This is a genomic window from Nocardia anocheti (assembly GCF_029675105.1).
Lineage (GTDB): Bacteria > Actinomycetota > Actinomycetes > Mycobacteriales > Mycobacteriaceae > Nocardia.
On the sequence record NZ_JAQQFV010000001.1, the window covers coordinates 68,265 to 94,712 of the forward strand.

The window sequence follows — 26,448 nt, forward strand, 5'->3', positions numbered from 1 at the left end:
TAACCGTGACTGCCCTGAAAGCTGTGACCGCCCCGTCGGCGCGACGTCGCATGGCGACGGTTGCCGCCCTCGCCGCCGCCGCGGGCATCGCCCTGAGCGGCTGCAGTGCCGGTCAGCACACCCAGACCTCGTCGCAGGCCGCCGCCATCAACGGCAACCACGCCGAGGTCGGCGCGATCTCGCTGCGCAACGTGCACATCGTGTACCCCGAGGCCGACGCCGAGCACGACAAGGGCGGCAAGGCCGTGCTGTCGCTGTCGATCATCAACGGCAGCGAGACCGTCACCGACGAGCTGACCAGCGTCAGCACCGACTTGGGCCAGGTCAAGCTGACCGGTCCGGCCAGCGACAGCAAGCTGGTGCTCGCGCCGCAGCAGACCGTGGTCATCGGCCCGGTCAACGCTCCCGGCGGCCCGGCGGCCGACGACCACCACGCCGCGCCCACCACCTCCTCGGCCGCGCCGACCACCTCCGCGGCGCCGACCACGGCGGGCCAGGCCGAGGGCGACAAGCCCTCCAGCGACCCGGCCGCCCAGCCCGGCTCGATCGAGATCACCGGCCTGACCGAGGACATCACCCCCGGCCTGACCTACAACGTCACCTTCAACTTCAAGGACGCGGGCACCGTGCAGGTGTCGGTCCCCGTCGACGCGGCCGCGGTCGTGCGCGTGGAGAACGAGAAGTCCGGCCCGGCGCCCGAGGGCAGCGGCGGTCACTGAGACTCCGGAACGAAGGCAAGCCGTCGCGGTTGGACCGCGGCGGCTTTCCTTTTTGTCGGAGCCGGTCCGTAGGGTGCGCGTGTGGCCAAGACCAAAGCTGTCTACCGATGCACCGCGTGCTCGCACGAGGTGTCCAAGTGGGTCGGTAAGTGCCCGGATTGCGGCGCCTGGGGCACGGTGAACGAGGTGGCCGTCTCGGCGTCCAGCGCGGCGCCGGGACGACGGGCGATGCTGCCCAGCACGGCCGCCGCGCCGCTGTCGCAGATCGACGCCAAGGTCACCCGGGCGCGGTCGACGGGGGTCAGCGAGCTGGACCGGGTGCTCGGCGGCGGGGTGGTGCCGGGTTCGGTGGTGCTGCTGTCGGGTGAGCCCGGGGTGGGCAAGTCGACGCTGCTGCTCGAGGTCGCCTCGCGCTGGGCGGCGCAGCGGGAGGAGACGGCCCTTTACGTCACCGCCGAGGAGTCGGCGGGGCAGGTGCGGTTGCGGGCCGACCGGACCAATGCGGTGCACGACCGGGTGTATCTGGCGGCCGAGTCGGATCTGTCGATCGTGCTCGGGCACGTCGAGCAGGTGCGCCCGACGCTGCTGGTGGTGGACTCGGTGCAGACCATGCTGGCCCCGGAGGTGGACGGGGTGATCGGCGGGGTCACCCAAGTGCGCGCGGTCACCGCGGCGCTCACCTCGCTGGCCAAGGCCAGTGGGATCGCGGTGCTGCTGGTCGGGCACGTCACCAAGGACGGCAATGTGGCCGGGCCGCGCACGCTCGAGCACCTGGTGGACGTGGTGCTGCAGTTCGAGGGCGACAAGAACTCCACGCTGCGCATGGTGCGCGGCATCAAGAACCGCTTCGGCAGTGCCGACGAGGTGGGCTGTTTCGAACTGCACGAGGACGGCATCGCCTGCGTCGACGATCCGTCCGGGCTGTTCCTGCACCACCGCACCGACACCGTGCCCGGCACGGCGGTCACCGTGGCCATGGACGGCAAGCGCCCACTGGTGGCCGAGGTGCAGGGCCTCACGGTGAAGACCGAGATCCCGCAGCCGCGCCGCGCGGTGAGCGGGCTGGACTACAACCGGGTCGCGATGGTGCTGGCGGTGTTGCAGAGCCGGGGGCGGGTGTTTCTCGGCAAGCACGATGTCTACGCGGCGACCGTCGGCGGGATGCGGCTCAACGAGCCCACCGCCGACCTGGCCATCGCGCTGGCGATCGCCTCGGCCGAGGCCGATATCGCGCTGCCCGCGGGCTGGGTGATCCTCGGCGAGGTGGGGCTGGCCGGGGAGGTCCGCAAGGTCACCGGGCTCACCCGGCGTCTCGCCGAGGCCGAGCGACTGGGCTTCACCACCGCCCTGGTGCCGCCCGGATCGGAGAAAACCAAGATCGGTTCCATGCGCATCCACGAGGTCGGCGACCTGCGTTCGGCACTGCGACTGGCGCAACTCCGCAAATCCCGCGCATCACGCGAACCCGTGCCAGCGGAATAATCCCGGCAAACCGCGAATTGCGCGCCGGACCGGCCATTTCACGCCAACAACCATTGACGTCGTCGACGATCTTGCGAACCCTGCAAATCGACCGAACCTGAACATGTGACCTACCGCGCACCCGGACAATGCGCGGGGCGCGCGTCAGTCGGCGAGATTGAACGGTTCGGCGGCGCTGCGGATCGCGCCGAGTTGGGCGACCACCATGTAGGCCCCCGCGGGCACCGGCAGCCGGTCCCCCGCGCACTCGGGCTGGGAGGTGGTGCCGAACCAGGTGCCCTTGTAGGACAGCTGCTGCCCCGCCGCGAGCGTCTTCGGGTCGGGCGGACCGTCGGGGTTGCAGTCGTTGCTCGCCCAGAGCCTGCGCTGGCCGTCGAGGGTGTAGACGAAGAACTGCGGGCCCGCGCCCAGATCACGGCTGCACGGCGCCGAGGAGATATTGGTGATGACGGTCCCGAACGCGGGCTGATCGCCCACCCGGTAGGTCGGCTGGCCGACGGTCACCTTCAGCGCCAGCGACTGGTCCGAGCACGGCTGAGCCGCGGGCTGATCGGTGGCCGACGGGCTGGAGGTGGCCGAGGTGGTACTCGGGGCGGCACTGCTCGAGGTGGCGGACGCGGACGTGGTCGTACTCGACGCGGCCGCACTGGTCGATTCGGCCGTGGTGGTGGCCGCCACGGGCTTCTCGCCGGAGGAGTCGCCACCGCGCGTGACCATCACGGCGAGCCAGATCACCAGCACGAGCGCGACGGCGACGATGCCGATGGCGAGCGCGCGACGACGCCAGTAGATCTCCGGTGGCAGCGGTCCATTCGGTTCCAGCACGCCTCAACGGTAAGCGCAGCGCACGGGGGCGCGCTCGATGACCTCGGCGTGTCGGCGGCCGGAACCGAACCGCGACGCGTGTACTAGCGGATTTCGCCGATATTGCCCACGGTGCTGCGCAGCTGCGCGCGCCCGTCCTCGAGCTTGTAGGTGACGCTGGCGATCGCGAGCTGACCGGTGGCCACGCGCTGGGAGATGATCATCGACCGCTGCATGAGCAGCCGTGAGGTCTCCTCCACGTGCCGCGCCTCGAACTCGTCGATGGTCTCGAGGCCCTCGCGACGACCGATCAGGATCGACGGGGTGACCCGCTCGACGATGCTGCGGATGAACCCACCGGGGACCTCGCCGCCGTCGAGGGCGTCGATGGTGGCCTTCACCGCGCCGCAGCTGTCGTGGCCGAGGACCACGATCAGCGGCACGTTGAGCACCTCGACGCCGTACTCGATCGAGCCGAGCACCGAACTGTCGATCACGTGACCAGCGGTGCGCACGACGAACATGTCGCCCAGCCCCTGGTCGAAGATCAGTTCGGCGGCCACTCGCGAGTCACCGCAGCCGAAGAGGATGGCGTGCGGATGCTGGCCGCCCACGAGCTTGGCTCGATCGGCGGCGCCCTGGCTAGGATGCAGCAGATCACCGTTGACGAAGCGCTCGTTGCCTTCGCGCAGTGACTTCCAGGCACTTATCGGATTAGAACCAGGCATACCGACCATTGTGCACAGGCCGTGGGTTACCAGCGAGTCCGCTGCGTTACGCGTCGGCAAAGAGAGCCTGGCGGAGGCGGAGCGGCAACAGTGAGTATCGACGCGGAGGTCCTGCTGGACTGGTTCACCGACACCGCGCGTGACCTGCCCTGGCGCAGGCCGGAGGCCACCGCCTGGCACATCCTGATGAGCGAGATCATGCTCCAGCAGACCCCGGTGGTGCGGGTGGAGCCGATCTGGCGCGAGTGGGTCGCGCGCTGGCCGGTGCCCTCTGCGATGGCGGCGTCCTCCCAGGCCGAGGTGCTGCGCGCGTGGGGCAAGCTCGGCTATCCGCGCCGCGCGCTCCGGCTGCACGAATGCTCCCGGGTGCTGGCCGAACAGCACGGTGACGTGGTCCCGTCCGAGGTCGAGGTGCTGCTCGGCCTGCCCGGCATCGGCGCCTACACCGCCCGCGCGGTCGCCTGCTTCGCCTACGGCCAGCGGGTTCCCGTGGTCGACACCAATGTGCGCCGGGTGGTCGCGCGCGCGGTGCACGGGCGCGAGGTGGGCAACCCGTCGACCCGCGATCTCGCCGAGACCGAGGCGCTGCTGCCCGCCTCCGTCCCGCGCGCCGCGAAGTTCTCGGCGGCATTGATGGAACTGGGCGCCCTGGTGTGCACGGCCCGCAACCCCGATTGCGCGCACTGCCCGCTGCCGGACTGCGCCTGGGTGGCCGCCGGAAAACCCGCCGCCACGGTGGTGCGCAAGGTGCAGAAGTACGAGGGCACCGACCGCCAGGCACGCGGGCGGCTGCTCGACGTGCTGCGTGACGCGTCGGGCCCGGTCGAACGAGTACGCCTGGATCTGGCCTGGACCCGCGACCCGGGTCAGCGGGCCCGGGCCCTGGACTCACTGCTGGTCGACGGCCTTATCGAGCAGACCGAGGACGGACTGTTCGCGCTCGCGGGCGAGGGCGGCTGATTCAGCCCAGCACGCGACCGAGAAACCCGCTGACCAGCTCGCGATACTCCGCGGGCCGCTCGTCGTGCACGAGATGCCCGGCACCGGCGACCCAGGCGTACTCCGCGTCCGGATGCGTCTGCGCCATGGTCCGCATCTGACCCGGCGGAGTGATGGTGTGCTCGCCCTCGATGAGCAGCGTGGGCATCGTCAGCGATTTCCACTCGGTCCAGAAATCGCGCGTCCCCCATTCCTCGGAGATCGCGCGGAAGGTGTCGACCTCGCCGTGCAGGCGATAACCGTCGGCGCTCGCGGTGAAGGCGCGCAGGAAATACCGGCCCGCGACCGGCCCGAAGTAGTCCAGCACAGCCCGCTCGTCGGGGAAGGGCTGCGGCCAGGAGTGGATGAGTTCGGCCCAGTGCGCGGCGGTGCGGCCGGTGAAATCGGGGGCGATGTCCTCGACGACCAGCGCGCGGACCCGCTCGGGGTGGGTGGCCGCGAAGACCCAGCCGTGGATGGCGCCCATCGAATGCCCGACGATGACCATCGGCTCGCCGATCGGGGCGGTGAGCGCGGCGAGGTCGGCCACGAACGCCTCGGTGGTGAGCTCGACGGGCGGAATCCGACCGTGCCCGGCCGCGTCGAGGGCATACACGTGCCCGAATTCGCGCAACCACCCCAGCTGATCGGTCCAGGTGCGCGCGCTGCCCATCAGTCCGTGCAGCAGCAGGATCGGGACGCCGGTCCCACCTTCGTCGTACAACACCCTGCCGATTGTGCCCCGTATCCTGCGTGTCATGGCTGTTGTGAAGATCAATGCGATCGAGATCCCCGAAGGTGCTGGTCCGGAGCTGGAGAAGCGGTTCGCCGCCCGCGCGCACGCGGTGGAGAACTCCCCCGGTTTCCTCGGCTTCCAGTTGCTGCGTCCGGTGGCGGGTGACAACCGGTATTTCGTGGTGACGCAATGGGATTCGGAAGAATCCTTCGCCGCCTGGCGGGACGGTCCGGCCCGGGCCGCGCACGCCGGACAGGGTGGCGAGGGCGAGCGTCCCAAGCCGGTGTCCACCGGTGCCTCGCTGCTCGAGTTCGAGGTCGTGCTCGACGTGCCCGCGAAGGGCTGATCGCCGCGTTTCCGCTGGACACACGGATGCGCGTATTGACGTGGACGCCTCGCGACTGTCACAGTTCGAGGGAAAACATACGCGAGGGTGCGCGGTAATCCGGTGAGATTCCGGAGCGGTCGCGCCACTGTTTCCACGTACCGGGTCCCCGGTGCCGGAGAGCCAGACACCGGCACCTTCGCACCACTTCGACCATGGGACGCGTATCCCTGAGGAGGACCCGAATGGCTATCGCGCATTCACCCAGCCGGTCTACCGGCCTGGACAACCTGGCTACCGTGCTCGTCACGGTCGGTGTGGTGCTGTTGGCATTGCTCACCCTCTACCTGGTCGGTTTCGATCAGGGGGCCGTCTCGCGTAGCGGGATGTACCTGCACGAGCTGATGCACGACGGACGTCACCTGCTGGGTGTCCCGTGCCACTGATCGGATCTCTCAAGACCCTGCTGCTGCGTGGCCTGCTGGCCGGTTTGATCGCCGGTCTGCTGGCCGCCACAGTGGGCTATTTCGTCGGCGAGCCCCAGGTGGACGCCGCGATCGCCATCGAGGAAGCCGCCGCGGCCCCGGCCGAACACGGACACGAGGCGGCCGAACCGGCGGGTCATTCCCACGGCGACGAGGACGAACCGCTGGTCAGCCGCTCGGGCCAGAAGGCGGGACAGTTCCTCGCGCTCGGCCTGGCCGGGATGGCCTTCGGCGCGCTGCTCGCCTCCGCGCTCAATGTCGCACGACGCTTCACCGACCTGCCCGGACCGCGCTTGTCGCTGCTCGCGGCGGGATTCGCGTGGGCGGCCATCGTGGCGGTGCCGTTCTTCAAGTACCCGGCCAACCCACCCGCGGTGGGCGACCCGGAGACCATCAACAGCCGCACCTGGCTGTGGGTCGCCGCGGTCGTACTCGGCCTGCTCGCCGCGGCCGCCGCGGTGGCGGCCTATCGCGCGCTGGCCGGACAGCTCGACACGCTGCGGCTGATCGCGGCGGTGGTCGCGTTCGTGCTGGTCACCACGGTCGGCTACATCCTGCTGCCCGGGGTGAACGAGGTGGCCGAGGACTTCCCCGCGACGCTGCTGTGGCGGTTCCGGGTGGCCTCGCTGGCCGAGACCACCACGCTGTGGGTGTCGCTGGGCCTGGCCTTCGCCGCGCTCACCGAGTTCGCCTCGCGGCGTAGCACCTCGGTACCGGAGAAGGCCGCTACCGCAGGGTGATCCGCGCGGGTACCGCGTGAAGGCAGTGTCGGTGTCATGACCGACACTGCCTTTTCCGTTTCCGCCGACCGTCCCCGCGCCGTGGCCGTGGCCTTCGGCGCGTTGCTCACCGCGCTGGCCGCGGGCGCGGCCGAAGGAGTGCTGCGCGCGGTGCGCGGTGGCGGTGAGTTCGCCGCCACCGCGACCGGGCTGATCCCCCGCCTCGCGATCTACCTGATCGTCGCCGCCGTCGCCCTGTACATGGTGCGGGGCAGCCGGATCGCGCGCGCGGTGCTGACCGTCGGCATCGGCGTGGTCGGGATGATCTCGCTGATCATCGAACCGCTGGCGGTGCTGCTCTCGACCGACGATTTCGCCGCCCTGTTCACCGAACTGTCGCCGTCCTCGACGGTGCTGGTGAGCGTCCGGACCGTGCACATCCTCGCGGTCGCGGTCGCGATCCCGGCGATGTACAGCCCGGCCGCGCACCGCTGGTTCACCCAGCGCTGACCGGGTTCAGATCAGTTCGGCGTCGAGCTCGATCTCGGGCACACCGCTGAGCGCCTTGCTGACCGGGCAGCCGTTCTTGGCGGCGGTGGCCGCGGTGTAGAAGCCCTCGGCGTCGAGCCCGGCGGCGACGGCGCGCACGGTCAACTTGATCTTGCTGATCTGGAAGCCGCCCGCCGGGTCGGGTGCGAGGGTGACGTCGGCGGTGACATCCAGGCTCTCCGGGGTGCCACCGACATTGGCGATCTCGGCCGAGAGCGCCATCGAGTAGCACGAGGAGTGCGCCGCGGCGATCAGTTCCTCCGGGCTGGTGCCCTCGGCGTTGTCGGCCGCGCGACGCGGGAAGGTGACGTCGTACTTGCCCACCCCCGAGCTGACCAGTTCGACCTGCCCGGAACCATCCTGCAGCCCGCCCGCCCAGAGGGTGCGTGCGCTACGAGTCGGCATGCCAAATCCTTTCTAGGCCACGCTGCCGGTGACCTCGTCGAGTCGTTCCAGCATCTCCGGCCAGACCTGCTGGTGCAGGTCACGAATGGCCGCGGTGGGGAACCCGGAGTGCCGCAGGCGCAGCCGGATGCCGCGAGGCTGCTTGCGGAATTCGACGTCGACCACGGTCTCCACGCCTTCGGTGGCGGCGGTCACCCAGGTGAACACTACGCGCCGGTCCGGCTCGAGCGTGAGGATGCGGCCGTAGTGCGGGTTGCCCTTCTCGGCCGATCCGGTGTCGAAATACAGCGGCTCACCGACGGCGGGACGCATGCGCACCGAGCCCGGTACCGCCAGCCACAGATCGAGTCCCTGGGTCCAGGTCGCGTAGAGCAGACTGGGCGCGGCTTTCATCACGCGCTCGACCGTCAGCTCGTGCGGTCGTGAGGACAGGTCAGGGTGGCGAACTGGCTGGTCCATCAGTGGACTGTACCGGCTCGCGCCCCCTGATCGCCGCATCGGGTGTGGCACAGTCTCACTCGGGATTGGTGAGGCGGGCCAGCACGATGCCGCCGAGGATCAGCGACAACGCCAGGATTCGTCCCGCGCTGAGCGGGTCCTTGTGCACCACGATGCCCAGCGCGATCGCGCCGACGGCCCCGATTCCGGTGAAGACCGCGTACGACGTGCCCACCGGCAGCTGCTGCATGGCCCGCGAGAGCAGATAGACCGCCAACGACCCGAGCGCGACGCACAGCAGGGTCGGGCCGAGGCGGGTGAAGTTCTCGGTGGGCTTGATGGTCTGTGCCCAGACGATCTCCACCAACCCGGCCAGGCCGAGGATCAGCCAGCTCATCGCGCGTACTCCACGGCCAGCTCGCGGACCCGCGCCTGGGCGGCGAGCAGCGAGGCGTCGTGCGCTTCGCGCAGGTGGGCCAGGTTCGGGTCCTGTACCGCGTTGGCCAGTTCGGCGTGGACGAAGGCGGTGTCGGTGACGGCGAAATGCCCGGCGAAGAAATCGCGCAGATACCGCTCCTGGTAGTCGAAGGCCGCCTTGGGCGCGCCCGGCGTATACGCCCCGCCCCGCGCGCTGACCACCACGAACCGGCGCTGCCCCAATGACATTCGCGGGAAGGTGACCTGGTCGAGCCAGGCTTTCAAGGCCGCCGGGATCGAGTAGTTGTACATCGGCGTCCCGATCAGGATCACGTCGGCGGCGAGCACCTGCGCCAGCAGCGGTTCCACGACCTGCCAGGCCGCCTTCGCCGCCGGGGTGGTGGCCAGGTCGGGGAGGCGGTGCAGCTCGGTGGTGCCCGCGGCCAGGACCGCGTCGCAGAGTTCGGTCCAGCCCGCGTCGATGAACGGCGTCGGCTCGGCGGCGAGGTCGCGGTAGGTGTAGGTGCCCGTGGGCGCGGCGGCCCGCCAGGACTCGACGAATTCCGCGCCGAGCGCGCGGCTGACGGAGTTCGGGCGGGCGCTGGCGTCGAGGTGCAGCAGGTGGGTCATGGTCGAACCTTCCAGATGTGGACAGCATGTCCGCTTGTCGCTGTTCCCGACGATAGAACAAAAGTGGACACCTTGTCCACATTCACTTTTCTGGGCTACAGTCGAGGGCATGGAGCTTCGATCCGACCTGCTCGGCGGCCCCGATCAGGCGCCGCCCACCGAGCGCACCGACGCGGCCCGCAATCGGGCCAAGGTGCTGGCGGCGGCCGCCGAACTCTTCGCCACCCGCGACCCGCGCACCGTCACCATGGACGACATCGCCAAGGCCGCCGGTGTCGGCCGCGGCACCCTCTACCGCCGCTACCCAGACCGCACCGCCATCGCCGTCGCCCTGCTCGACGAGCACGAACGCGCGCTGCAACAGCACCTGCTCGACGGCGCACCGCCCCTCGGCCCCGGTGCCCCACCGGCCGAACGCCTCGCCGCGTTCTACGCCGCGATGGTCGAATTGCTCAGTACCCACGCGCATCTCGTGCTGGGCGCGGAGGCCGGTGGCGCCCGTTTCGCCACCGGCGCCTACGGTTTCTGGTCGGCGCACGTGCGCGCACTGCTGGTCGATGCCGCTGTGCCACAACCGGATTCGCTGGTCGACACCGCGCTCGCCCCGTTGGCCGCCGAGGTCTATCTCCAGCAGCGCGAGCGCGGCCTCACCCTGACCCAGATCACCGACGGCCTCACCACCCTCGCCCACCGCCTGCTGCGCTCACCCGGACCTGTCGGACCCGGCGAGTAGCGTCCGCCCCGTGACGAGCACCCACGACGACACCACCCGCTTCTGGCACCTGATCGACACGGCCTGGGCCGCGACAGGCACCACCCCCGCCGCCGTGCTGCGCGCGGGATACGCCGGATTCGACGAGCACCTCGACGCCTTCCTGGCCCAATTGGCCACGCACGCGGAGGGTTTCACCGGCGAGGAGTTGATGGCGCTGGACCGGGTGGCCGAACGCGCGCTCTACGAGATCGACCGTGCCGACATCCAGGAGATCACCGACGGTTCCGACGACGGGTTCCTCTACGCGCGCGGTTTCATCGTCGCGCTGGGTCGCGAGTACTACGAGGCGGTGCGCGCCGACCCGACGGCCGCGATCACCGATGCCGAGTGCGAGGAAATGTGTTATTTCTTCGCCCATCTGCACCACCTGCGCTTCGGCACCTTCCCGGATACCGGGTCGGGGATCTCCCGGGAGACCGCGTCGAATCCGGCGGGCTGGAGCTGACCCCCGGCGATCAGGCCAGGTCGCGGCGGGACATGAGCCAGATCGTGCCCGTGGCGAACACGGCCGCGTAGACGGCGAGCAGGCCCAGTGATTCCGCGCGGGTGAGAATGTCAAGCACGCCGGGTGTCGCCGGGCCGGGCACCGTGCGCATGGCACCGGCCAGTGATCCGGCGGCGGTACCGGGCAGCAGATCGGTGACGACCCCGATCGGGCCGAAGATGTTCGCCACGCCGCGCAGCAGATTCTCCACGACCAGCACCCAGACCAGGCCGAGCCCGACGGCGAGCGCCGGGCCGCGCGCGACGGCGCCGATGAACGCGCCCGCCAGCGTCCACATGCCCAGAATCGCCGTCCCGGTGAGTATTCCGAGTGCCGAGCGTTCTACCGACGGCAGCGCGAGGGATTGCCCCTCGGTGGCGGCGATGAGCGCGGAGACACCGAGATCGACGGCGAAGGCCACACACACCAGGCCGACCACCACCAGCACCAGCCCCACCAGCAAGCCACCGATCGCCGCCGGACGGCCCGGCCCCTGGGTGAACACCGTCTTCCAGGTGCCCCAGCCGTATCCGCTGCCGACCGCCAGCGCGCCGAGCAGCAGCATCAGCGCACCGCCGAACATGGCCATGCCCTGGGTGAACACCTCGGGCACGGCGGCGGGCAGCAGCTGGCCGAGCAGCACCTCGCGGGGCAGGCCGTCCGACATCGCGCCGCTCTCGCCGGAGGTGTAGGCGAGGTAGTTGAACAGGTAGGCGAAGGTGAGATTGAGCAGCACCCAGGTGCCGAGCACGATCCAGAAGGCGGGCCAGCGGCGCAGACGCAGCGCCTCGGCGCGCAGACTCGCCACCAGATCCCTTGTCGTCCCGATCATTTCGTGACCTCCACAGCTGTCATCTCGAAGAACACTTCCGCCAGGGACTTCTCGTCGACCCGCAGTTCCCGCAGATCGGCGCCCGCCCCGATCACCGCGCGGGCCACCTCGGGGGCCAGCGCCGCCGCCACGTCGACGCGAATCCCGTCCGGCCCGGCCTGGGCGGGCGCGCCAGTGGCGCGGATGGCGTCGAGCGCGGCGTGCCCCGGTTCGGCGCGCACCAGAAGTGAGGCGGTGCCGCGCAATTCGGCCACGGTGGATTCGGCGAGCAACCGTCCGCCGGAGATCACGCCGACGCGGTGGCAGATCTCCTGCACCTCCGCCAGCTGATGACTCGACAGCAGGACGGTGTGACCGTCGGCGGCGAGGTCGACGATGAGCGCGCGCATGTCGGCGAGTCCGGCGGGGTCGAGGCCGTTGGTCGGCTCGTCGAGAATCAGCAGGTCGGGGTGGCCGAGCAGGGTCGCGCCGACGCCGAGGCGCTGCTTCATGCCCAGCGAGTAGGCGCGGAAACGGTCGTCCGCGCGGTCGGCCAGTCCCACCCTGGCCAGCACCCGGTCGACTTCGGCGTCGGGGTGGCCGCGATAGCGCGCCAGCACGCGGAGGTTGTCGCGGCCGGAGAGATACGGGTAGAAGCCGGGGCCCTCGATGAGCACACCGACGCGTCGTAGAACCGCCGGGTCACCGGGGTGTCGCCCCGCCACGGTGGCGGTGCCGGAGGTGGACCGGATCAGACCGGCCAGCATGCGCAGGGTGGTGGTCTTGCCCGCGCCGTTCGGCCCGAGGAAGCCGTAGATCTCGCCGGTCGCGACGCGCATGTCGACCGCGTCCACCGCGAGGTGCGCGCCGTAGCGCTTGGTCAGGCCGTCGGTGACGACGATCGCATCGTTCATGCACCGAGAATCCCCGCTCCGGGGGCGATGGGGCATCCGTCGGCGCGCGTCAATCGGTGTACGTCGCGCGGCTTACGTCGGATGCTCGCCGGGGCGCGCGGTGCCGTTCGCTCGCCGGGGCGCGCGGTGCCGTTGCCATGACCCGGACCTTCGGTCGACCGGCGCCTCGGGCTCACCGAGTGGGGCGCCATCGGTGCCTCGGGTTCAGCCGGTGGGCGCTGTGTACGGGCGCACGTGGCTTTCTGTGGTGGGGGCGGCGAGAATTACGGGTGCAGGCGGACGCGCGGGGACGTTGTACGCAATAGGGTGACAGAGGTGGGAGCGTCTGCGAAGTGGGAGCGTGGCTCGGTCGTTCGTGACTGGGGCCTGGCGGTGGTTGTCGCGGTGATCCAGCTCGTCGGCAGTGCTGGCGCGAACGGGCATCAGACAGGGGTGCGTTCGCTCGACGCGTTCGCGTATCTGTTGCTGCTCGCGGGGCCGATCGCGCTGGGTTTCCGGCGGTTGCTGCCCGAACCGGTGCTGCTGGTGGCGCTGCTGGCGGCGGTGTCGTACGTGCTGCGCGACTACGGGTACGGACCGATCTTCCTGTCGCTGGTGATCGCGTTCCTGACCGCCGCGGTGACCGGATCACGCTGGCATACTTATCCTTTGGTCGCGCTCGGCTTCGCCACGATGGTGTGGCCGGTGCCCGCGCTGCTCGGCAGGCACACCGAGGCCTGGCCGGTGTTCGGACTGCTCGCCTGGATGGGTGTGCTCATCGGGATCGCCGAGGGCATCCGGCTGCGGCGGGCCGTCGTGCTGGCGCGCGAGCAGCGGGCCGAGGCCGCGCGGCGCGACGAACAGGCCCAGCAGGCCAGGGCCGCCAGCGAGGAGCGTCTCGCCATCGCCCGCGAGCTGCACGACGTGCTGGCGCACAGTCTTTCGCTGATCAATGTGCAGTCCTCGGTGGCGCTCGAGCTCTTCGACCGCAAGCCCCAGCAGGCGGCGGCCGCGCTGGCCACTATCAAGACCACCTCCAAGGAGGCACTGGCCGAGGTCCACACGCTGCTGCACGCCATCCGCAGCGGTGCGACGGTGGCGCCGGAGCCCCCCGCCGAACCCGTTGTCGCCGCGCCGGATTCACCCCCGCCGGTCGCGCCGCCACGCCCGGCACCCCGCGCGCCCGCACCCTCGCTCGACGACCTCGACACTCTGCTCGAACGCACCCGCGCCACCGGCCTTGCCGTCGAGACCAAGATCATCGGCACCCCCAAGAAGCTGCCGAGCGTGATCGATGTGGCCGCGGCCAGGATCATCCAGGAATCCCTGACCAACGTCCTCCGGCACGCCCCCGGCGCCGCCGCCACCATCACGCTGCGCTACACCCCCGAAACGATCGACATCACCGTCGACAACACCCGCCCCACCGGCACCACCGCACGCACCGGCCCCGGCGGCAACGGCATCATCGGCATGCGCGAACGAGCCCACGCCCTCGGCGGCGCCCTCACCGCGGGCCCCCGCCCCTCCGGCGGTTTCCGCGTCGCGGCCCGCCTACCCGCCCGCCCCGCGGATCCCGCGCCCACGCGGACCAAGTCCAGCGACACCTCGTCGACGAGTAGGTCCACCAGCGACGCGACGGGTCGGCCACCAGCGGCTTCGTCCTCCCGCGGCCCGGAGTCCGGATCGGGCCACGGCTCCCCGACGACCGAGTCCCGCGCGGGCGAGAACGGTCACGGCCCGCACGGGCGAGGACGCGCGGGCGGTGGAGAAAGCGAGGCCACCGCATGAGGCGACGGACATGACCGCGCGAGGAATAGGTGATGGGTGAGGAGGGCGGTATGAGTCGGGGGCGGGAGGGCGCTGTTCGGGTGGTGGTCGCGGATGATCAGGCGTTGGTGCGGGGTGGATTCGTCGCGCTGCTCGACGCGCAGGACGACATCGAGGTGGTGGGTGAGGCCGACAATGGCGAGCGGGCCGTGCGGATGACTCGGTCGGTGGTGCCCGATGTGGTGCTCATGGACATTCGTATGCCGATCCTCGATGGGCTCGCCGCCACCCGGATGATCGCCGACGACCCGCATCTCGCGGGGGTGCGCGTGGTCGTGCTGACCACCTTCGAGCTGGACGAATACGTCTTCGAGGCCATTCGCGCGGGGGCGGCCGGTTTCCTGGTCAAACACACCGAACCCGCCGACCTGTTGCGCGCGGTTCGCGTGGTCGCCGAGGGTGACGCGCTGCTCTCCCCTGGCGTCACCCGCCGCCTGCTCGCCGAGTTCTCCACCCACGCCAAACAGCCCCCACCAGCGGCCCTCGCCGACCTCACCGACCGCGAACGCGAGGTGATGACCCTGGTCGCCGAGGGCCTGACCAACGCCGAGATCGCCGCCCGCCTCTACCTCAGCCCCGCCACCGCCCGCACCCACGTCAGCCGCATCCTCACCAAACTCGGCGCCCGCGACCGCACCCAACTCGTCGTCCTCGCCTACGAATCAGGCCTGGTCCGCCCGGGCTGGCAGTAATGGGCACGGTGGAACTCGAACCCGAGGTGGCCGACTGGCTGCGCTCGTTGACGCCACGTGAGTTCGGCCAGGTAGACGTGTATGTGGGCATGCTCGCCGAGCGGGCGACGACACTGGGCGAACCCTGGTCGAGAAACCTCGGTGCCGGTGTACGGGAACTGCAGGTAACCGATCATGACTGAGCACCCGTCGATGGACGATCTGCGGCGTGAACGGATGAGCAGGCCGGACTTCGATGCCGGTGAGTACGAGGCCGGGCGCGCCGAGGCGATACTGGCGATCGAGCTCGCGCAAGCCATCCGGGAGCGGCGGCTGGAACTCGGGCTCACCCAGACGCAACTGGCCGCGCGCGCGGGACTGCGGCAGCCCGAGGTGTCGCGGATCGAATCCGGTGGTGGCACACCCACGATCGGCATGCTCGAGCGATTGGCGCATGCCCTGGAAGTACGCTTCGTCGCCCGCTTCGAGAAACTCGACGCCGCGTGAACCCGTCCAGCTAGATCACGAGCACCCGTGGCGTTTGGGTCGGGGGGCGTGGCGTTTCAGTCGCGGTGGGTGGGGGTGGGGTGGTGTTGCACCAGGCATGACTACGACCTTGACGGCCGGTGTTGGGCCGGTGGTGGGACGGCGGGCCTGGCCTGCGTTGCTCACGATGTTTCTCGGCAGTTTTTCGCTGGTGACGGCGGAGTTCCTGCCGCCGGGGGTGTTGACCACGATCGCGCAGGATCTCGGGGTGCGGGAGGGGGTCGTGGGGCTGTCGGTGAGCGTCACGGCGGTGACGGCGTTGCTGGCGGCGCTCGGGTTGGGGGCGGTGTTCCCGAGCGTGGATCGGCGGACGCTGCTGCTGGGGCTCACGATCGCCGCGGTGGCGTCGAATGTGCTGGTGGCGGTGGCGCCGAATATCGGGTTGCTGCTGGTGGCGCGGTTGCTGCTGGGGGTGGCCGTGGGTGGGTACTGGTCGATGGCGCTGGTGATCGCGGCGCAACTGGTGCCCGCCGAGCGGCTCGGCAAGGCGATGATGATCGTGAACTCGGGAACCACGGTCGCGACGGTGGCGGGAGTTCCGCTGGGTGTGCTGCTGAGTACCTTCGCCGGGTGGCGGGTCGTGTTCTTCGTGGCGGCGGGGTTGGCGGTGGCCTCGGCGGTGACGGTGCGGACGATCCTGCCGCCGATCACACCGAACAAGGGCGTCGGCTTCGCCGCCATGGGCAGTGCGCTGCGGGCGCCCGGGGTGGTGCTGGGGCTGCTCAGCATCGTCGCTGTGATCGGTGGGCATTTCGCCGGATACACCTACATCCGGCCCGCCCTGGCCGAACTGCTCGGTGCGGGCCCGGCGGTGATCCCGGTGCTGCTCGCCCTGTTCGGCATCGGCGGTCTGCTCGGCAATTTCGTGCTCGGTTCGTTGGCCGACAAGCACCTCGGGGTCCTGCTGGTCGCGGTTCCGGCCGCCATCGGCCTGTCTCTCGCGGCGATCATCGCCTCCGGCACGATCCCCGCCCTCGGCTACGTCGCCGTGGTGATCTGGGGCGGCGCGTTCGGCGGCATCCTGAATCTGGTGCAGGTCTGGATCTCGCGCGTGCTGCCCGATCGGATCGAGGCGGGGAGCGGGCTCGTCGTCGCCGGTTTCCAGACCGCGATCATCCTCGGCTCGGCCGTCGGCGGACGCGGTGTCGACACTCTCGGCCTCGCCACCACCTACTGGCTGGCAACCGCCGCCGCTCTGCTCGGCGGCCTCCTCGTCCGGGTCTCCCTCGTCCAGATCAGGGCGTAGTCCAGTTGGGCGGATGATCACCACGCGGCGGCTTCTCGGCCGATACCGACGTGGTGATCACTCTTCCGGCTGGTTGGGGCCGGTTTCGCGGCGCCACTGGGAGGGGGTGCGGCCGGTGTGACGGCGGAAGGCGCGGGCGAAGGCCGTCTCGGAGGTGTAGCCGAGGCGGCGGGCGACGGTGGCGATCGAGGTATCGGTGTCGGTGAGGGCGTGCTGGGCGCGGTCCATCCGCAGCTCGGTGAGGTAGCGCCCGGGGGTGCGGCCGGTGGCGGACTGGAAGCGGGCGGCGAACCCGGAGCGCGAGGCCAGCGCGACCCGGGCCAGCGCCTCGACGGTCCAGTCGCGACCGGGTTCGGCGTGCATGGCGGCGACGGCGGCGGCGAGACCGGGCTCGTCGACCCGCAACAGCCAGCGCTTCGGCGCGCAGCCGAGGGTGTGCCAGGTCTGGACGGCCATCGTGGCGATGAGGGTCGCGACCCGGTCGCCCTGCACCCCGAACGGGTCGGCGCACTCCTGCACGAGGTGGCGGAACATGGTGGCGGCCAGGGGGGAATGCTGCACGAAGTCGGTCAGCAGAACCCGCTCGGGCAGGGCGGCCATGGCGGCGCCGGTGGCGGCCGGGGTCAGCCGGACGTGCAGGACGGTGCTGTCGGCGAGCGCTTGGACGGCGCAGCGGTGCGTACCGGGAACGAACAGGAAGTCACCGCAGGCCAAGTCCTCGGACGCGGCCAGCCCCTCGACGCGGATCAGCCCGTCGAGCACGATCAGCGCACTGGCCTCCCCCGCTGGATGCGCCCACCCACCGGCCGTCAGCACCAGCTCGTCGCGCCCGGCGAACCGCCACCGCAGGCCCGCGAGCACTTCCTCCAGATCGTGCGCACGCGTATCGACCAGCGTCACCGCACACCCCTCACGACCGAACTCCGACTGGAATTCACGGTAGCAAGCCCACCCCGCGTCGGCGCGCGTACGCATCCCGACGTACCCGTGATCGAGCCGCGCGGCCGATGTCATCGCCGCCCCGCGCGAGCAGGCTCGAAGCATGAACCTCTTCGACTCCACGACGACACTGACCGTTCTCGCCGACCACTACGACGGCGGCTGGCATCCCTGGCCGTTCTTCTGGATCTTCCCCCTGCTCTTCTGGCTCACCGTGATCGCGGTGTTGTTCTTCGCCCGCCGCCGGTGCGCCGGACGCGGCGGCGCCATCGGCGCGCTGCGCACCGCGTTCGCGCGCGGGGAGATCAGCGAGGCCGACTACCGAGGCAGGCTCGCGGTGCTGACCGAGCCTCGCGTGAAGAAGTAGGGGCCGTCATGCGATTCGGGATCATCCTGACGCCGAGGTCGGGCACGGAGTGGACGCGGGACGTCGTGGACGCGGAGCGGCAGGGCTACCAGACCCTGCTGCTGCCGGACACGCTGTTCACCGCGTCTCCGCTGCCCGCGCTGGCGGCGGCCGCCGCCGTCACGCGCGACCTGCGCCTGCGACCCAATGTCCTCGCCGCGCCGTTGCGCACGACCGGCACCACCGTGCGGGAAGTCGCCGCGCTGCAACTACTCTCGGACGGCCGGTTCGAATTCGGCATCGGCACCGGACGACCGGACGCACGCGCCGAAGCCGAGAAACTGGGCCTGCCATGGGGTTCGGCCGCCGAACGACGCGACCACCTCATCGAGACGGTGAGAGCCGTGCGCGCCCAGGTGGATTCGGCCCCACCGGTCGTGATCGCGGCGAGCGGCCCGCGCATGCTGGCCACCGCCGCCGAGCACGCCGACCGGATCCTGCTCGCCGCCGCACCGACCGCCACCGAGGACGACCTGGCCCGGATGGTCGGCACGGTCGCCGAGCACACCGACCGCGAGGTGCGCTACACCCTCCAACTCGTCGGCCTCGGCGACCGGCTACCCACATGGCTCACCACCCGCCTCGGCCACACCGCCGAGCAACTCCGCGCCGCCGGAGCCGCCGGACTTCTCCCCAGCGATCCCCAGGCCGCCGTGCACATTCTCGAAGCCCGCCGGGAACGCCTCGGCATCGACGAGCTGATCGTGCCCGGCGAGCTGGCCCCGGACTTCGCACCGATCCTGGCGGCCGCCCAGCGGCGTGGATAATGACCCGGTGGCAGCGCGACGGATTTCGGTAGTCGGTACCGCGGGGTCCGGAAAGAGTTCGCTGGCTCGACGGATCTCTCAGCACCTCGGGATACCGCACATCGAACTCGACGCCATCCATCACCGCGCCGACTGGGTGCCGCTGCCGCCGGAGGAGTTCCGCGCGGCGGTCACCGAGCAGATCGCCCCGGAGAGCTGGGTCGCTGACGGCGCCTATCACGGCAAGCTCGGGTCGCTGGTCTGGGAGCGGGCCGACACGGTGGTCTGGTTCGACCTGCCGAAGCCACAGGTGATGGCCCAGATCGTCCGACGCTCGGTGCGCCGCGTGCTCACCCGCGAGGAACTGTGGAACGGCAACCGGGAGTGGTTATGTCGGCGAATTCTGGCACCGTTTGTCGATGAATTCTGGCGTCACGCAGGCAAGATCGAGTTCGCTCGTGACGGTGAAAAATGACGTCACCTATGGCCGTTCGTGTGAGCTCAAGTCCAGAGGATCCGGTGTGTTGGTGACGGCTCAGTCGGCCGGGTGCGGTTCGATCCCTGCGGCGCTATGTGAGGATGTCGACGAGCTGGTCGGTGGCTTGGATAACCCAGTCCGGGTCGTGGTGTTGGCGTCCCCAGAGCGCTGCGTTGATCGCACGGACCTGTGCCCAGCGGCGGGCCCGCTCGCGGTCGATGCCGGCTGACTCGCAGAACAGGTCCAGGCCGCGCGAGAGGCCCTGTTCAGGGTTCGGCCCGAACAGCAGATGCGCGAAGCGGATACTGCGGATGACAGTGATCGTGTCGTAGGCCCGGTCGCCGACGTAGCCTTTCGGGTCGATCGCAAGCCAGGGTTCCCGCTCGCCTGGCAGGACGTTGGCGTCGTGGAGGTCGCCGTGTACCAGGGTGTCGGGTTGGTCTGGGCCGAGTTCCCGCAAGGTCGCTATGGCGGCGTCCAGGGCTCGGCGTGGCAGCGGATCGCCGAGTTCGGCGGCGCTGGTGAGGATCTCGGTCTCCCAGTCGGCGACCAGGTCGCTGAGTCTCGGCAATCCCTCTGGTGCGTCGACTGCGAGGCGTTGAGACAGTTGGCCCAGCGTGCTGACGGCTTGGTCGAAGTCGGTGACATCGGCCAGCGTTCCGTGCCCCGCCCGTTCGAGCAGCATGGCGAATTGTTCATCGTCACGGTCGTAGAGGTGCACTGCTCCGCTACCGTTCCAGACACTGAACGCGTCGGGTTCATAGACGTTGCCCGGATGCGGGAACGACACCTTGATGACCGAGGGAGGAAGGTCGGTGCGTCGCACCGGCACGATGATTCCGATGTGGCCGTGCAGCACCGACCCGTCGGGCACGCAGTCCCACCGTTGCAGCAGTTCATCGACCAAACCTGGAAGCGTTGATATCCATGTCCTGCCGGGATCTCCCTCTCGGAGAATGGTCCCGCGGGCGAAATCATCGGGAATCTCGATCACAACCCGACTGTATGCGCGTCCGGCTCGGTCTCGACGCGCAAGCACCACCCGCATGACCGCCGCCCCATAACCATCCCGGCCTCAAAAGACAGCGAACGAACATTCAGACCAGCGCAAGTGACGCCAAAATCACGCGCTGAACTGGGATCTATCGGCGAATAGTGACGTCACCTCGCAGCAACCGCGGCGGCTGTGCGAGCGAGTCGGTAGGAGTCGGTGCCGGTTTCGATGATGTGGCCTCCGAAGGTGAGCCGATCGACGATCGCGGCGCAGAGCCGCGGGTCGGTGAAGGTCTTCGTCCAACCGGAGAACGACTCGTTGGAGGCGATCGCGACCGAGTTCTTCTCCTCGCGTTCGGTGAGGACCTGGAACAGCAGTTCCGCGCCGCGGCGGTCGAGTTCCATGTAGCCGAGCTCGTCGATGCAGAGCAGGTCGACGCGGCCATAGCGGGCGATCGTCTTGGTCAGTTGCTTCTCGTCGGCGGCCTCGACGAGTTCGTTGACCAGCTTCGTAGCGAGGGTGTATTTCACTCGGTGTCCCTGCATGGCTGCTTCGGTGCCCAGTGCGATGAGCAGGTGTGACTTGCCGGTGCCGGAGTCGCCGATCAAGCAGAGGGGAAGCCCCTTCTTGATCCAATCGCCCTTGGCGAGGGTGTTGATCGTTGCTTCCTCGATGTTGGGGTTGGCCGTGAAGTCGAACGCGCGCAGCGACTTGTCGCGCGGGAACCCCGCTGCGCGGATTCGGCGTTCGGAGCGGCGGCGTGCGCGGTCGTCGCATTCGGCCATCAGCAACTCGGCCAGGAACGCCCGGTAGGTCAACTGATCGCGGGTCGCGCCTTCGGCGATCTCGTTGAACTGGGACCGAACTGTCGGAAGCCTCAGCATCCGGCAGGCCTGGTCGACCGCGGCGTCGGCCGCCTGCTCGGTCATGCCGTGCCGTCGAGATGGGGTGGTTGTCATGCGGAACTCCCTTTCGTGGTGGATGTGCGGCGAAGCAACTGGTCATAGGCGGTCACCGACGGCAACGGCCGCCGGTCCGGCGGCAGCGACGCGAGCCGACGCTGGGTCAACGACGAGACGGTGCCCGGGGCATCGAGATCGACCACAGGTGTCTCGGCTGGACTGGACTCGCCGATTTTGCGGGCCTCCAATGCGACCGCGTCCGCGGTCAGTGCCCCAGCCTGCAGCGCGGCGGCCAGGCCCGCGACGACGTGCTCGTGCGGGAGATGCCTGTGCAGGAGAAGGACTTCGATCAACGCCCGAGTGCCGTCGCGCTCACCGTGCGTTCGCCGCGCTGCTGACCACCAACTGTCGTGGACCGGCGTGAATTTTCCTGCCGAGCGGGCTTGCTCGAGCGCGGTTGCCCCAGGCAGTGCACCTGGTTTGCGCAGCAAGCCCTCCAGATAGTGGTCGAGATCCAGGCGTGTTCCAGCTTTCGCCGGCAGGCGCTCGTGGCGGGCGACCTCGGTGCGGCCGTCGAACACGATGAGGTGGTTGGCGTGGAGCAGGACCCGGACCTGGCGTCCGATCAACCGGACCGGAACCGAGTAGCGATTCGTGCGGACGGTGATCTGGGAGAATTTGTCGACGCGCGGGGTGAACCACCGCCCAGTCTCGAATGTCTCCTCAGGAAGAGGTTTGAGTAGCGGTTTCTCGACGGCGAACAGTTCACCGATGGTGCGGGGGCGTGCCCCGATGCGTCGTTGCTCGTCGGCGAGGTCCCAGGCGTCGATCATCTCGTTCAACTCGTCGATCGACTCGACTTCGGGGATGGGAACGAAGTGGTTGCGCCGGAACCAGCCGATCTGGCCCTCGACACCACCCTTCTCGTGGGCGCCGCCTATCCCAGGCTGGCAGTAGAACGCTTCGAGGTCGTAGTGGGAGCGAAACGCGGTCCACCGGTCGGATTCTTCACGGAGCCGGGCGAATCCGAGGACTCGCGACACCGCCGCGCGCAGGTTGTCGTAGCGGACGTTGACCGTGGGAACCCCGCCCAGCACCGAGAACGCATGCGCATGGCCTTCGAAGAACGCTTCCTGACCGGCGGACAGAAAACATCGGTGAACGGCTTTGCCCGAGAACGACAACCGCAGCGCGAATAGACAGGCGACGACCAGTTCACCGCGTAGCCGGATCGTCACGTCACCGAAGTCGACCTCGGCTTCCTCGCCGGGCCGGTGGGTTTGCCGGATGAACACCTCGGCCGGGCCCCGCCCTGCCTCGGTCTTGATCTGCGGCTTGCGCTCGGCGACATAGTCGCGGACCGTCTGATACGAGACCTCGTCCATCCCGTGCTCGTCGATCAGCCGTGCGTAGAGGCGTTTGACAGTGTGCCGTTGCTTCTTCGGCGCCCGCAGGTCCTCCCGCAATACCTCATCGATGAACGGTTTGAACGGATCAAGTTTCGATGCGCGCTTCGGATACTGCTTGCGCGTGGGCGGCCAGACCGACTCGGTTGCGGCCTGGACGGTGCGCCAACCTACCCCGTACTTGGCCTGTAGTGCCCTGCCCGTCACTCCCGCTCGGGCATCACGCCGGATCGCGGCATATAGCTCGACCTTCGACTGACGGGGCAACTGTGACCTTCTTCCGCGCAAGGTTCGGGATGAAGCACACGCATCCTTGCACCGCAACCAAGATCACGACGTCAAAATTCGCCGATACGAACATCTTCCGATCGCCAGCGACGCTGGCATCCACCGATCGGTGACGTCAGAGATCACCGATAGAACCAACCGGGAGAACTGGCGGAACCTGTTCAGGCTCCGGCCGGAACAGTCGGTGATCATGTGGGCCTGGACGACCCACACCCGCAACCGAAACCGCTACCTCACCGCCCAGAACGACCCGGCCTTCGCCCACCTCACCTTCGTCCGAGTGCGCTCCCACCGCGCCGCCGATCGCTTCCTGGCGACCCTCACACCCCGCTAGCGCGGGCTCTTGTCGGTGGGCGCTGATAGCTTCGGCCGCACATCAGTGGGAGGAAGAGGAGTTACATCATGGGGGTGATCATGTCGTTCACCAGGGTGAGCGCCGTGGAGCTGGAGCGGCTGACGGCGACACCGGAGTGGCCGGACGATTTTCTCGACGGCGTGGGGTGGGAGGACGACGGACCCGACGGTTATCTGGACAAGGCCTGGGCGGGCCTGGGATTCCTGATGCTGCAAGCGAATCTCGGGGTCAGTCTGTTCGACGGCGGGCGTCCCCTGCCCGATGAGAACTACTTCGCGTGGACTCCGGAGGACGTGGCCGCCGCCTCGCGGGTCCTGAGCCGGTTCCCGTTCGACGAGCTGGCCCTGTTCTTCGACCCCGTGCTGATGGACGGCGCCGGAATCTACCCGAACATCTGGGTCCGCGACGGTCGGGACGGGCTGGAGTATCTGCGCCACCACTACGTCGGCCTGGAACAGGTGTTCCGGTACGCCGCCGAGCGCGGGTCCGGATTCCTCCAGCACTTCGGCTGACCGCCACAACGAGAAAGCCCGCCCCGACCTGGAGTCGGAGCGGGCTTTTCCGTGTAGCTGGTTACTCGCCGGAGGCGGCGGCCTCGGTGCCCTCACCGGCACCGGTGAGCACGACCTCGGGCTTGTCGTCGCCCGCGGGAGCCTTGGTCAGCTTCGCCTTGCCGGTGAAGGTGAACTTGGCGTCCTCGCCGAGGCCCTCGCCGTTCCAGCCCTCCACGTCGACCGTGATGGTCTGGCCAGCGCCGATCTCGCCGAAGAGGATCTTCTCCGAGAGCTGGTCCTCGATCTCGCGCTGGATCGTGCGACGCAGCGGACGCGCGCCCAGCACCGGGTCGAAGCCGCGCTTGGCGAGCAGGCTCTTGGCCTGGTCGGTCAGCTCGATCGCCATGTCCTTGTTCTTCAGCTGCTTGGCGACGCGGCCGATCATCAGGTCCACCATCTGCACGATCTGCTCGCTGTTGAGCTGGTGGAAGACGATCACGTCGTCGATGCGGTTGAGGAACTCGGGGCGGAAGTGCTTCTTCAGCTCGTCGTTGACCTTGAGCTTCATCCGCTCGTAGTTCGACCCCTCGGCGTTGGACTGGGTGAAGCCCAGGCCGACGGCCTTGGAGATGTCGGAGGTGCCCAGGTTCGAGGTGAAGATCAGCACGGTGTTCTTGAAGTCGACCGTACGACCCTGACCGTCGGTGAGACGGCCGTCCTCGAGCACCTGCAGGAGGGTGTTGTAGATCTCCTGGTGCGCCTTCTCGATCTCGTCGAACAGCACCACCGAGAACGGCTTGCGCCGCACCTTCTCGGTGAGCTGGCCGCCCTCCTCGTAGCCCACGTACCCGGGAGGGGCACCGAACAGACGAGAAGCGGTGAAGCGGTCGTGGAACTCGCCCATGTCGATCTGGATGAGCGCGTCGTCGTCGCCGAACAGGAAGTTCGCCAGCGCCTTGGACAGCTCGGTCTTACCGACACCCGAGGGTCCGGCGAAGATGAACGAGCCCGAGGGACGCTTCGGGTCCTTCAGACCGGCGCGCGTGCGGCGGATCGCCTTGGAGACGGCCTTGACGGCGTCTTCCTGGCCGATGATCCGCTTGTGCAGCTCGTCCTCCATGCGGAGCAGACGGGTGGTCTCCTCCTCGGTGAGCTTGAAGACGGGGATGCCGGTCCAGTTGGCCAGCACTTCCGCGATCTGCTCGTCGTCGACCTCGGCCACGACGTCCAGGTCACCGGAACGCCACTGCTTCTCGCGCTCGGCGCGCTTGGCGACGAGCTGCTTCTCCTTGTCACGCAGACGCGCGGCCTTCTCGAAGTCCTGCGCGTCGATGGCGCTTTCCTTCTCGCGGCGGGCGTCGGCGATCTTGTCGTCGAACTCGCGCAGGTCCGGCGGCGCGGTCATCCGGCGGATGCGCATGCGCGCGCCCGCCTCGTCGATGAGGTCGATCGCCTTGTCCGGCAGGAACCGGTCGTTGATGTAGCGATCGGCCAGCGTCGCGGCGGCGACCAGGGCACCGTCGGTGATGGAGACCCGGTGGTGCGCCTCGTAGCGGTCGCGCAGACCCTTGAGGATGTTGATGGTGTGCTCGACGGTGGGCTCGCCCACCTGCACCGGCTGGAAGCGGCGTTCCAGGGCGGCGTCCTTCTCGATGTACTTGCGGTACTCGTCGAGAGTGGTCGCGCCGATGGTCTGCAGCTCGCCACGGGCCAGCTTCGGCTTCAGGATCGAGGCCGCGTCGATGGCGCCCTCGGCGGCACCCGCGCCGACGAGCGTGTGCAGCTCGTCGATGAACAGGATGATGTCGCCGCGGGTGTTGATCTCCTTGAGCACCTTCTTCAGGCGCTCTTCGAAGTCACCGCGGTAGCGGCTGCCCGCGACCAGGGAACCCAGGTCGAGGGTGTAGAGCTGCTTGTCCTTGAGGGTCTCGGGGACCTCGCCGTTGACGATGGCCTGGGCCAGGCCCTCGACGACCGCGGTCTTACCGACACCGGGCTCACCGATCAGCACCGGGTTGTTCTTGGTGCGGCGGCTCAGCACCTGCATGACGCGCTCGATTTCCTTCGAGCGGCCGATGACCGGGTCGAGCTTGCCCTCGAGGGCCGCCTGGGTGAGGTTGCGGCCGAACTGGTCGAGCACCAGCGAAGTGGACGGGGTGCCCGCCTCGCCGCGCGAGCCGGAACCCTCGACGGGCTCCTTGCCCTGGTACCCGGACAGCAGCTGGATGACCTGCTGACGGACCCGGTTCAGGTCGGCACCGAGCTTGACCAGCACCTGGGCCGCGACGCCCTCGCCCTCGCGGATGAGACCGAGCAGGATGTGCTCGGTACCGATGTAGTTGTGGCCGAGCTGCAGCGCCTCGCGCAGGCTCAGCTCCAGCACCTTCTTCGCACGCGGGGTGAAGGGGATGTGACCGGAGGGGGCCTGCTGACCCTGCCCGATGATCTCCTCGACCTGGCTGCGCACACCCTCCAGCGAAATGCCAAGGGACTCCAGCGACTTCGCCGCCACGCCCTCGCCCTCGTGGATCAACCCAAGCAGGATGTGCTCGGTGCCGATGTAGTTGTGGTTGAGCATCCGGGCCTCTTCTTGGGCCAGGACAACGACACGCCTCGCGCGGTCGGTGAACCTCTCGAACATCGCTCCCTCACTCTCCTGCTCCGACATTCTGGCAACTGACGCCGACCGACAACTGTCGCCGTCAGCCTGCCATGAAGCCCGGGGGTTGCGGCCCCCGCCATCCACTCTAGTTGGCAGGGCATTCCGCC

The 26,448-nt window shown here is 69.1% G+C and carries 33 protein-coding genes; 19 read left to right on the plus strand and 14 right to left on the minus strand.

Translation table 11 applies throughout. The features are described 5' to 3' along the window. The first annotated feature begins 5 nt into the window (after positions 1-5). Both QC180_RS00355 and radA read left to right on the plus strand, forming a co-directional pair. Complete coding sequence (locus QC180_RS00355) at positions 6-719, plus strand: copper chaperone PCu(A)C domain-containing protein (RefSeq protein ID WP_278260515.1); 714 nt, start codon at positions 6-8, stop codon at positions 717-719. An 81-nt stretch (positions 720-800) separates the two neighbouring features. Next, positions 801-2,201 carry a DNA repair protein RadA gene (gene radA, locus QC180_RS00360; RefSeq protein ID WP_278260516.1) on the plus strand — a complete coding sequence of 467 codons (1,401 nt, stop codon included), beginning with the start codon at positions 801-803 and terminating at the stop codon, positions 2,199-2,201. Between the two features lie 144 nt (positions 2,202-2,345). Here radA and QC180_RS00365 read toward each other — a convergent pair whose 3' ends face one another. Next, complete coding sequence (locus tag QC180_RS00365; RefSeq protein WP_278260517.1) at positions 2,346-3,026, minus strand: hypothetical protein; 681 nt, start codon at positions 3,024-3,026, stop codon at positions 2,346-2,348. An 83-nt stretch (positions 3,027-3,109) separates the two neighbouring features. Further along, the gene (locus tag QC180_RS00370) at positions 3,110-3,733 is read right to left on the minus strand and encodes a carbonic anhydrase (protein WP_278260518.1); all 624 of its coding nucleotides are present in this window, start codon (positions 3,731-3,733) and stop codon (positions 3,110-3,112) included. A gap of 90 nt (positions 3,734-3,823) precedes the next feature. On the opposite strand from QC180_RS00370, the gene QC180_RS00375 reads away from it, so the two are divergent. After that, complete coding sequence (locus QC180_RS00375; RefSeq protein WP_278260519.1) at positions 3,824-4,693, plus strand: HhH-GPD family protein; 870 nt, start codon at positions 3,824-3,826, stop codon at positions 4,691-4,693. A 1-nt stretch (position 4,694) separates the two neighbouring features. On the opposite strand, the gene QC180_RS00380 is transcribed toward QC180_RS00375, so the two are convergent. Then, positions 4,695-5,438, minus strand: coding sequence for an alpha/beta fold hydrolase (locus tag QC180_RS00380; RefSeq protein WP_278260520.1), 744 nt, complete (start codon positions 5,436-5,438; stop codon positions 4,695-4,697). 31 nt (positions 5,439-5,469) lie between these two features. Between QC180_RS00380 and QC180_RS00385 the strand changes: the two genes are divergently transcribed. The 4 genes from QC180_RS00385 (at position 5,470) to QC180_RS00400 (ending at position 7,486) form a co-directional block, all read left to right on the plus strand. After that, on the plus strand, positions 5,470-5,793 hold the full coding sequence (locus QC180_RS00385) for an antibiotic biosynthesis monooxygenase family protein (protein ID WP_278260521.1): 324 nt from the start codon (positions 5,470-5,472) through the stop codon (positions 5,791-5,793). 224 nt (positions 5,794-6,017) lie between these two features. Next, positions 6,018-6,218, plus strand: coding sequence for a CbtB domain-containing protein (locus tag QC180_RS00390; RefSeq protein ID WP_278260522.1), 201 nt, complete (start codon positions 6,018-6,020; stop codon positions 6,216-6,218). Further along, a complete protein-coding gene (locus QC180_RS00395; protein ID WP_278260523.1) occupies positions 6,209-6,997 on the plus strand; it encodes a CbtA family protein in 789 nt (262 codons plus the stop codon). The genes QC180_RS00390 and QC180_RS00395 overlap by 10 nt, the downstream gene beginning before the upstream one ends. 36 nt (positions 6,998-7,033) lie before the next feature. Next, positions 7,034-7,486, plus strand: a complete 453-nt coding sequence (locus QC180_RS00400) for a hypothetical protein (protein WP_278260524.1) — start codon at positions 7,034-7,036, stop codon at positions 7,484-7,486. 6 nt (positions 7,487-7,492) lie between these two features. On the opposite strand, the gene QC180_RS00405 is transcribed toward QC180_RS00400, so the two are convergent. Genes QC180_RS00405 through QC180_RS00420 form a run of 4 tightly spaced genes read right to left on the minus strand, consistent with a single transcriptional unit; the run spans position 7,493 to position 9,415 of the window. Beyond that, positions 7,493-7,930 carry an OsmC family peroxiredoxin gene (locus tag QC180_RS00405; RefSeq protein ID WP_278260525.1) on the minus strand — a complete coding sequence of 146 codons (438 nt, stop codon included), beginning with the start codon at positions 7,928-7,930 and terminating at the stop codon, positions 7,493-7,495. Positions 7,931-7,942: 12 nt separating this feature from the next. Then, positions 7,943-8,389, minus strand: coding sequence for an SRPBCC family protein (locus tag QC180_RS00410; RefSeq protein WP_278260526.1), 447 nt, complete (start codon positions 8,387-8,389; stop codon positions 7,943-7,945). 55 nt (positions 8,390-8,444) lie between these two features. After that, positions 8,445-8,765, minus strand: a complete 321-nt coding sequence (locus tag QC180_RS00415; protein WP_278260527.1) for a DMT family transporter — start codon at positions 8,763-8,765, stop codon at positions 8,445-8,447. Then, complete coding sequence (locus QC180_RS00420) at positions 8,762-9,415, minus strand: FMN-dependent NADH-azoreductase (protein ID WP_278260528.1); 654 nt, start codon at positions 9,413-9,415, stop codon at positions 8,762-8,764. Before QC180_RS00420 ends, QC180_RS00415 begins: the two co-directional genes overlap by 4 nt. A gap of 109 nt (positions 9,416-9,524) precedes the next feature. Between QC180_RS00420 and QC180_RS00425 the strand changes: the two genes are divergently transcribed. Next, positions 9,525-10,148: a TetR/AcrR family transcriptional regulator gene (locus tag QC180_RS00425; RefSeq protein ID WP_278260529.1), complete on the plus strand. Its 624-nt coding sequence runs from the start codon at positions 9,525-9,527 to the stop codon at positions 10,146-10,148. 10 nt (positions 10,149-10,158) lie between these two features. After that, the gene (locus QC180_RS00430) at positions 10,159-10,635 is read left to right on the plus strand and encodes a DUF4240 domain-containing protein (protein ID WP_278260530.1); all 477 of its coding nucleotides are present in this window, start codon (positions 10,159-10,161) and stop codon (positions 10,633-10,635) included. Positions 10,636-10,645: 10 nt separating this feature from the next. Here QC180_RS00430 and QC180_RS00435 read toward each other — a convergent pair whose 3' ends face one another. Continuing rightward, entirely contained in the window at positions 10,646-11,506 is an 861-nt protein-coding gene (locus tag QC180_RS00435; RefSeq protein ID WP_278260531.1) for an ABC transporter permease, read from the minus strand. Continuing rightward, complete coding sequence (locus QC180_RS00440) at positions 11,503-12,399, minus strand: ABC transporter ATP-binding protein (protein ID WP_278260532.1); 897 nt, start codon at positions 12,397-12,399, stop codon at positions 11,503-11,505. The genes QC180_RS00435 and QC180_RS00440 overlap by 4 nt, the downstream gene beginning before the upstream one ends. Positions 12,400-12,714: 315 nt before the next feature. On the opposite strand from QC180_RS00440, the gene QC180_RS00445 reads away from it, so the two are divergent. From QC180_RS00445 to QC180_RS00465, 5 genes are all read left to right on the plus strand, one after another. Further along, entirely contained in the window at positions 12,715-14,169 is a 1,455-nt protein-coding gene (locus QC180_RS00445) for a sensor histidine kinase (RefSeq protein ID WP_278260533.1), read from the plus strand. Between the two features lie 50 nt (positions 14,170-14,219). After that, positions 14,220-14,900 carry a response regulator transcription factor gene (locus QC180_RS00450; protein ID WP_278260534.1) on the plus strand — a complete coding sequence of 227 codons (681 nt, stop codon included), beginning with the start codon at positions 14,220-14,222 and terminating at the stop codon, positions 14,898-14,900. An 8-nt stretch (positions 14,901-14,908) separates the two neighbouring features. After that, positions 14,909-15,082, plus strand: a complete 174-nt coding sequence (locus tag QC180_RS00455; protein WP_278260535.1) for a type II toxin-antitoxin system RelE/ParE family toxin — start codon at positions 14,909-14,911, stop codon at positions 15,080-15,082. After that, the gene (locus QC180_RS00460; protein WP_278260536.1) at positions 15,075-15,386 is read left to right on the plus strand and encodes a helix-turn-helix domain-containing protein; all 312 of its coding nucleotides are present in this window, start codon (positions 15,075-15,077) and stop codon (positions 15,384-15,386) included. Before QC180_RS00455 ends, QC180_RS00460 begins: the two co-directional genes overlap by 8 nt. Before the next feature lie 166 nt (positions 15,387-15,552). Beyond that, positions 15,553-16,671 (plus strand): MFS transporter, encoded by a 1,119-nt coding sequence (locus QC180_RS00465; RefSeq protein WP_278260537.1) that lies wholly within the window; start codon positions 15,553-15,555, stop codon positions 16,669-16,671. A 57-nt stretch (positions 16,672-16,728) separates the two neighbouring features. On the opposite strand, the gene QC180_RS00470 is transcribed toward QC180_RS00465, so the two are convergent. After that, entirely contained in the window at positions 16,729-17,571 is an 843-nt protein-coding gene (locus tag QC180_RS00470) for a helix-turn-helix transcriptional regulator (protein WP_278260538.1), read from the minus strand. 142 nt (positions 17,572-17,713) lie between these two features. Between QC180_RS00470 and QC180_RS00475 the strand changes: the two genes are divergently transcribed. The 3 genes from QC180_RS00475 (at position 17,714) to QC180_RS00485 (ending at position 19,237) form a co-directional block, all read left to right on the plus strand. After that, complete coding sequence (locus QC180_RS00475; RefSeq protein WP_278260539.1) at positions 17,714-17,977, plus strand: SHOCT domain-containing protein; 264 nt, start codon at positions 17,714-17,716, stop codon at positions 17,975-17,977. An 8-nt stretch (positions 17,978-17,985) separates the two neighbouring features. Continuing rightward, positions 17,986-18,783 (plus strand): LLM class flavin-dependent oxidoreductase, encoded by a 798-nt coding sequence (locus QC180_RS00480; protein ID WP_278260540.1) that lies wholly within the window; start codon positions 17,986-17,988, stop codon positions 18,781-18,783. A 136-nt stretch (positions 18,784-18,919) separates the two neighbouring features. Then, positions 18,920-19,237, plus strand: a complete 318-nt coding sequence (locus tag QC180_RS00485) for a P-loop NTPase family protein (protein WP_278260541.1) — start codon at positions 18,920-18,922, stop codon at positions 19,235-19,237. Between the two features lie 94 nt (positions 19,238-19,331). Here QC180_RS00485 and QC180_RS00490 read toward each other — a convergent pair whose 3' ends face one another. The 3 genes from QC180_RS00490 to istA form a co-directional block, all read right to left on the minus strand. After that, positions 19,332-20,234, minus strand: a complete 903-nt coding sequence (locus QC180_RS00490) for an aminoglycoside phosphotransferase family protein (RefSeq protein WP_278260542.1) — start codon at positions 20,232-20,234, stop codon at positions 19,332-19,334. A gap of 167 nt (positions 20,235-20,401) precedes the next feature. After that, positions 20,402-21,193 carry an IS21-like element helper ATPase IstB gene (gene istB, locus QC180_RS00495; RefSeq protein WP_278260543.1) on the minus strand — a complete coding sequence of 264 codons (792 nt, stop codon included), beginning with the start codon at positions 21,191-21,193 and terminating at the stop codon, positions 20,402-20,404. Continuing rightward, complete coding sequence (gene istA, locus QC180_RS00500) at positions 21,190-22,809, minus strand: IS21 family transposase (protein WP_278260544.1); 1,620 nt, start codon at positions 22,807-22,809, stop codon at positions 21,190-21,192. Before istA ends, istB begins: the two co-directional genes overlap by 4 nt. Positions 22,810-23,020: 211 nt before the next feature. Between istA and QC180_RS00505 the strand changes: the two genes are divergently transcribed. Both QC180_RS00505 and QC180_RS00510 read left to right on the plus strand, forming a co-directional pair. Continuing rightward, complete coding sequence (locus QC180_RS00505) at positions 23,021-23,164, plus strand: hypothetical protein (protein ID WP_278260545.1); 144 nt, start codon at positions 23,021-23,023, stop codon at positions 23,162-23,164. A gap of 68 nt (positions 23,165-23,232) precedes the next feature. After that, the gene (locus tag QC180_RS00510; protein WP_278260546.1) at positions 23,233-23,697 is read left to right on the plus strand and encodes a YfbM family protein; all 465 of its coding nucleotides are present in this window, start codon (positions 23,233-23,235) and stop codon (positions 23,695-23,697) included. A gap of 61 nt (positions 23,698-23,758) precedes the next feature. On the opposite strand, the gene QC180_RS00515 is transcribed toward QC180_RS00510, so the two are convergent. After that, positions 23,759-26,320 (minus strand): ATP-dependent Clp protease ATP-binding subunit, encoded by a 2,562-nt coding sequence (locus QC180_RS00515; protein WP_278260547.1) that lies wholly within the window; start codon positions 26,318-26,320, stop codon positions 23,759-23,761. Between the last annotated feature and the right edge of the window lie 128 nt (positions 26,321-26,448).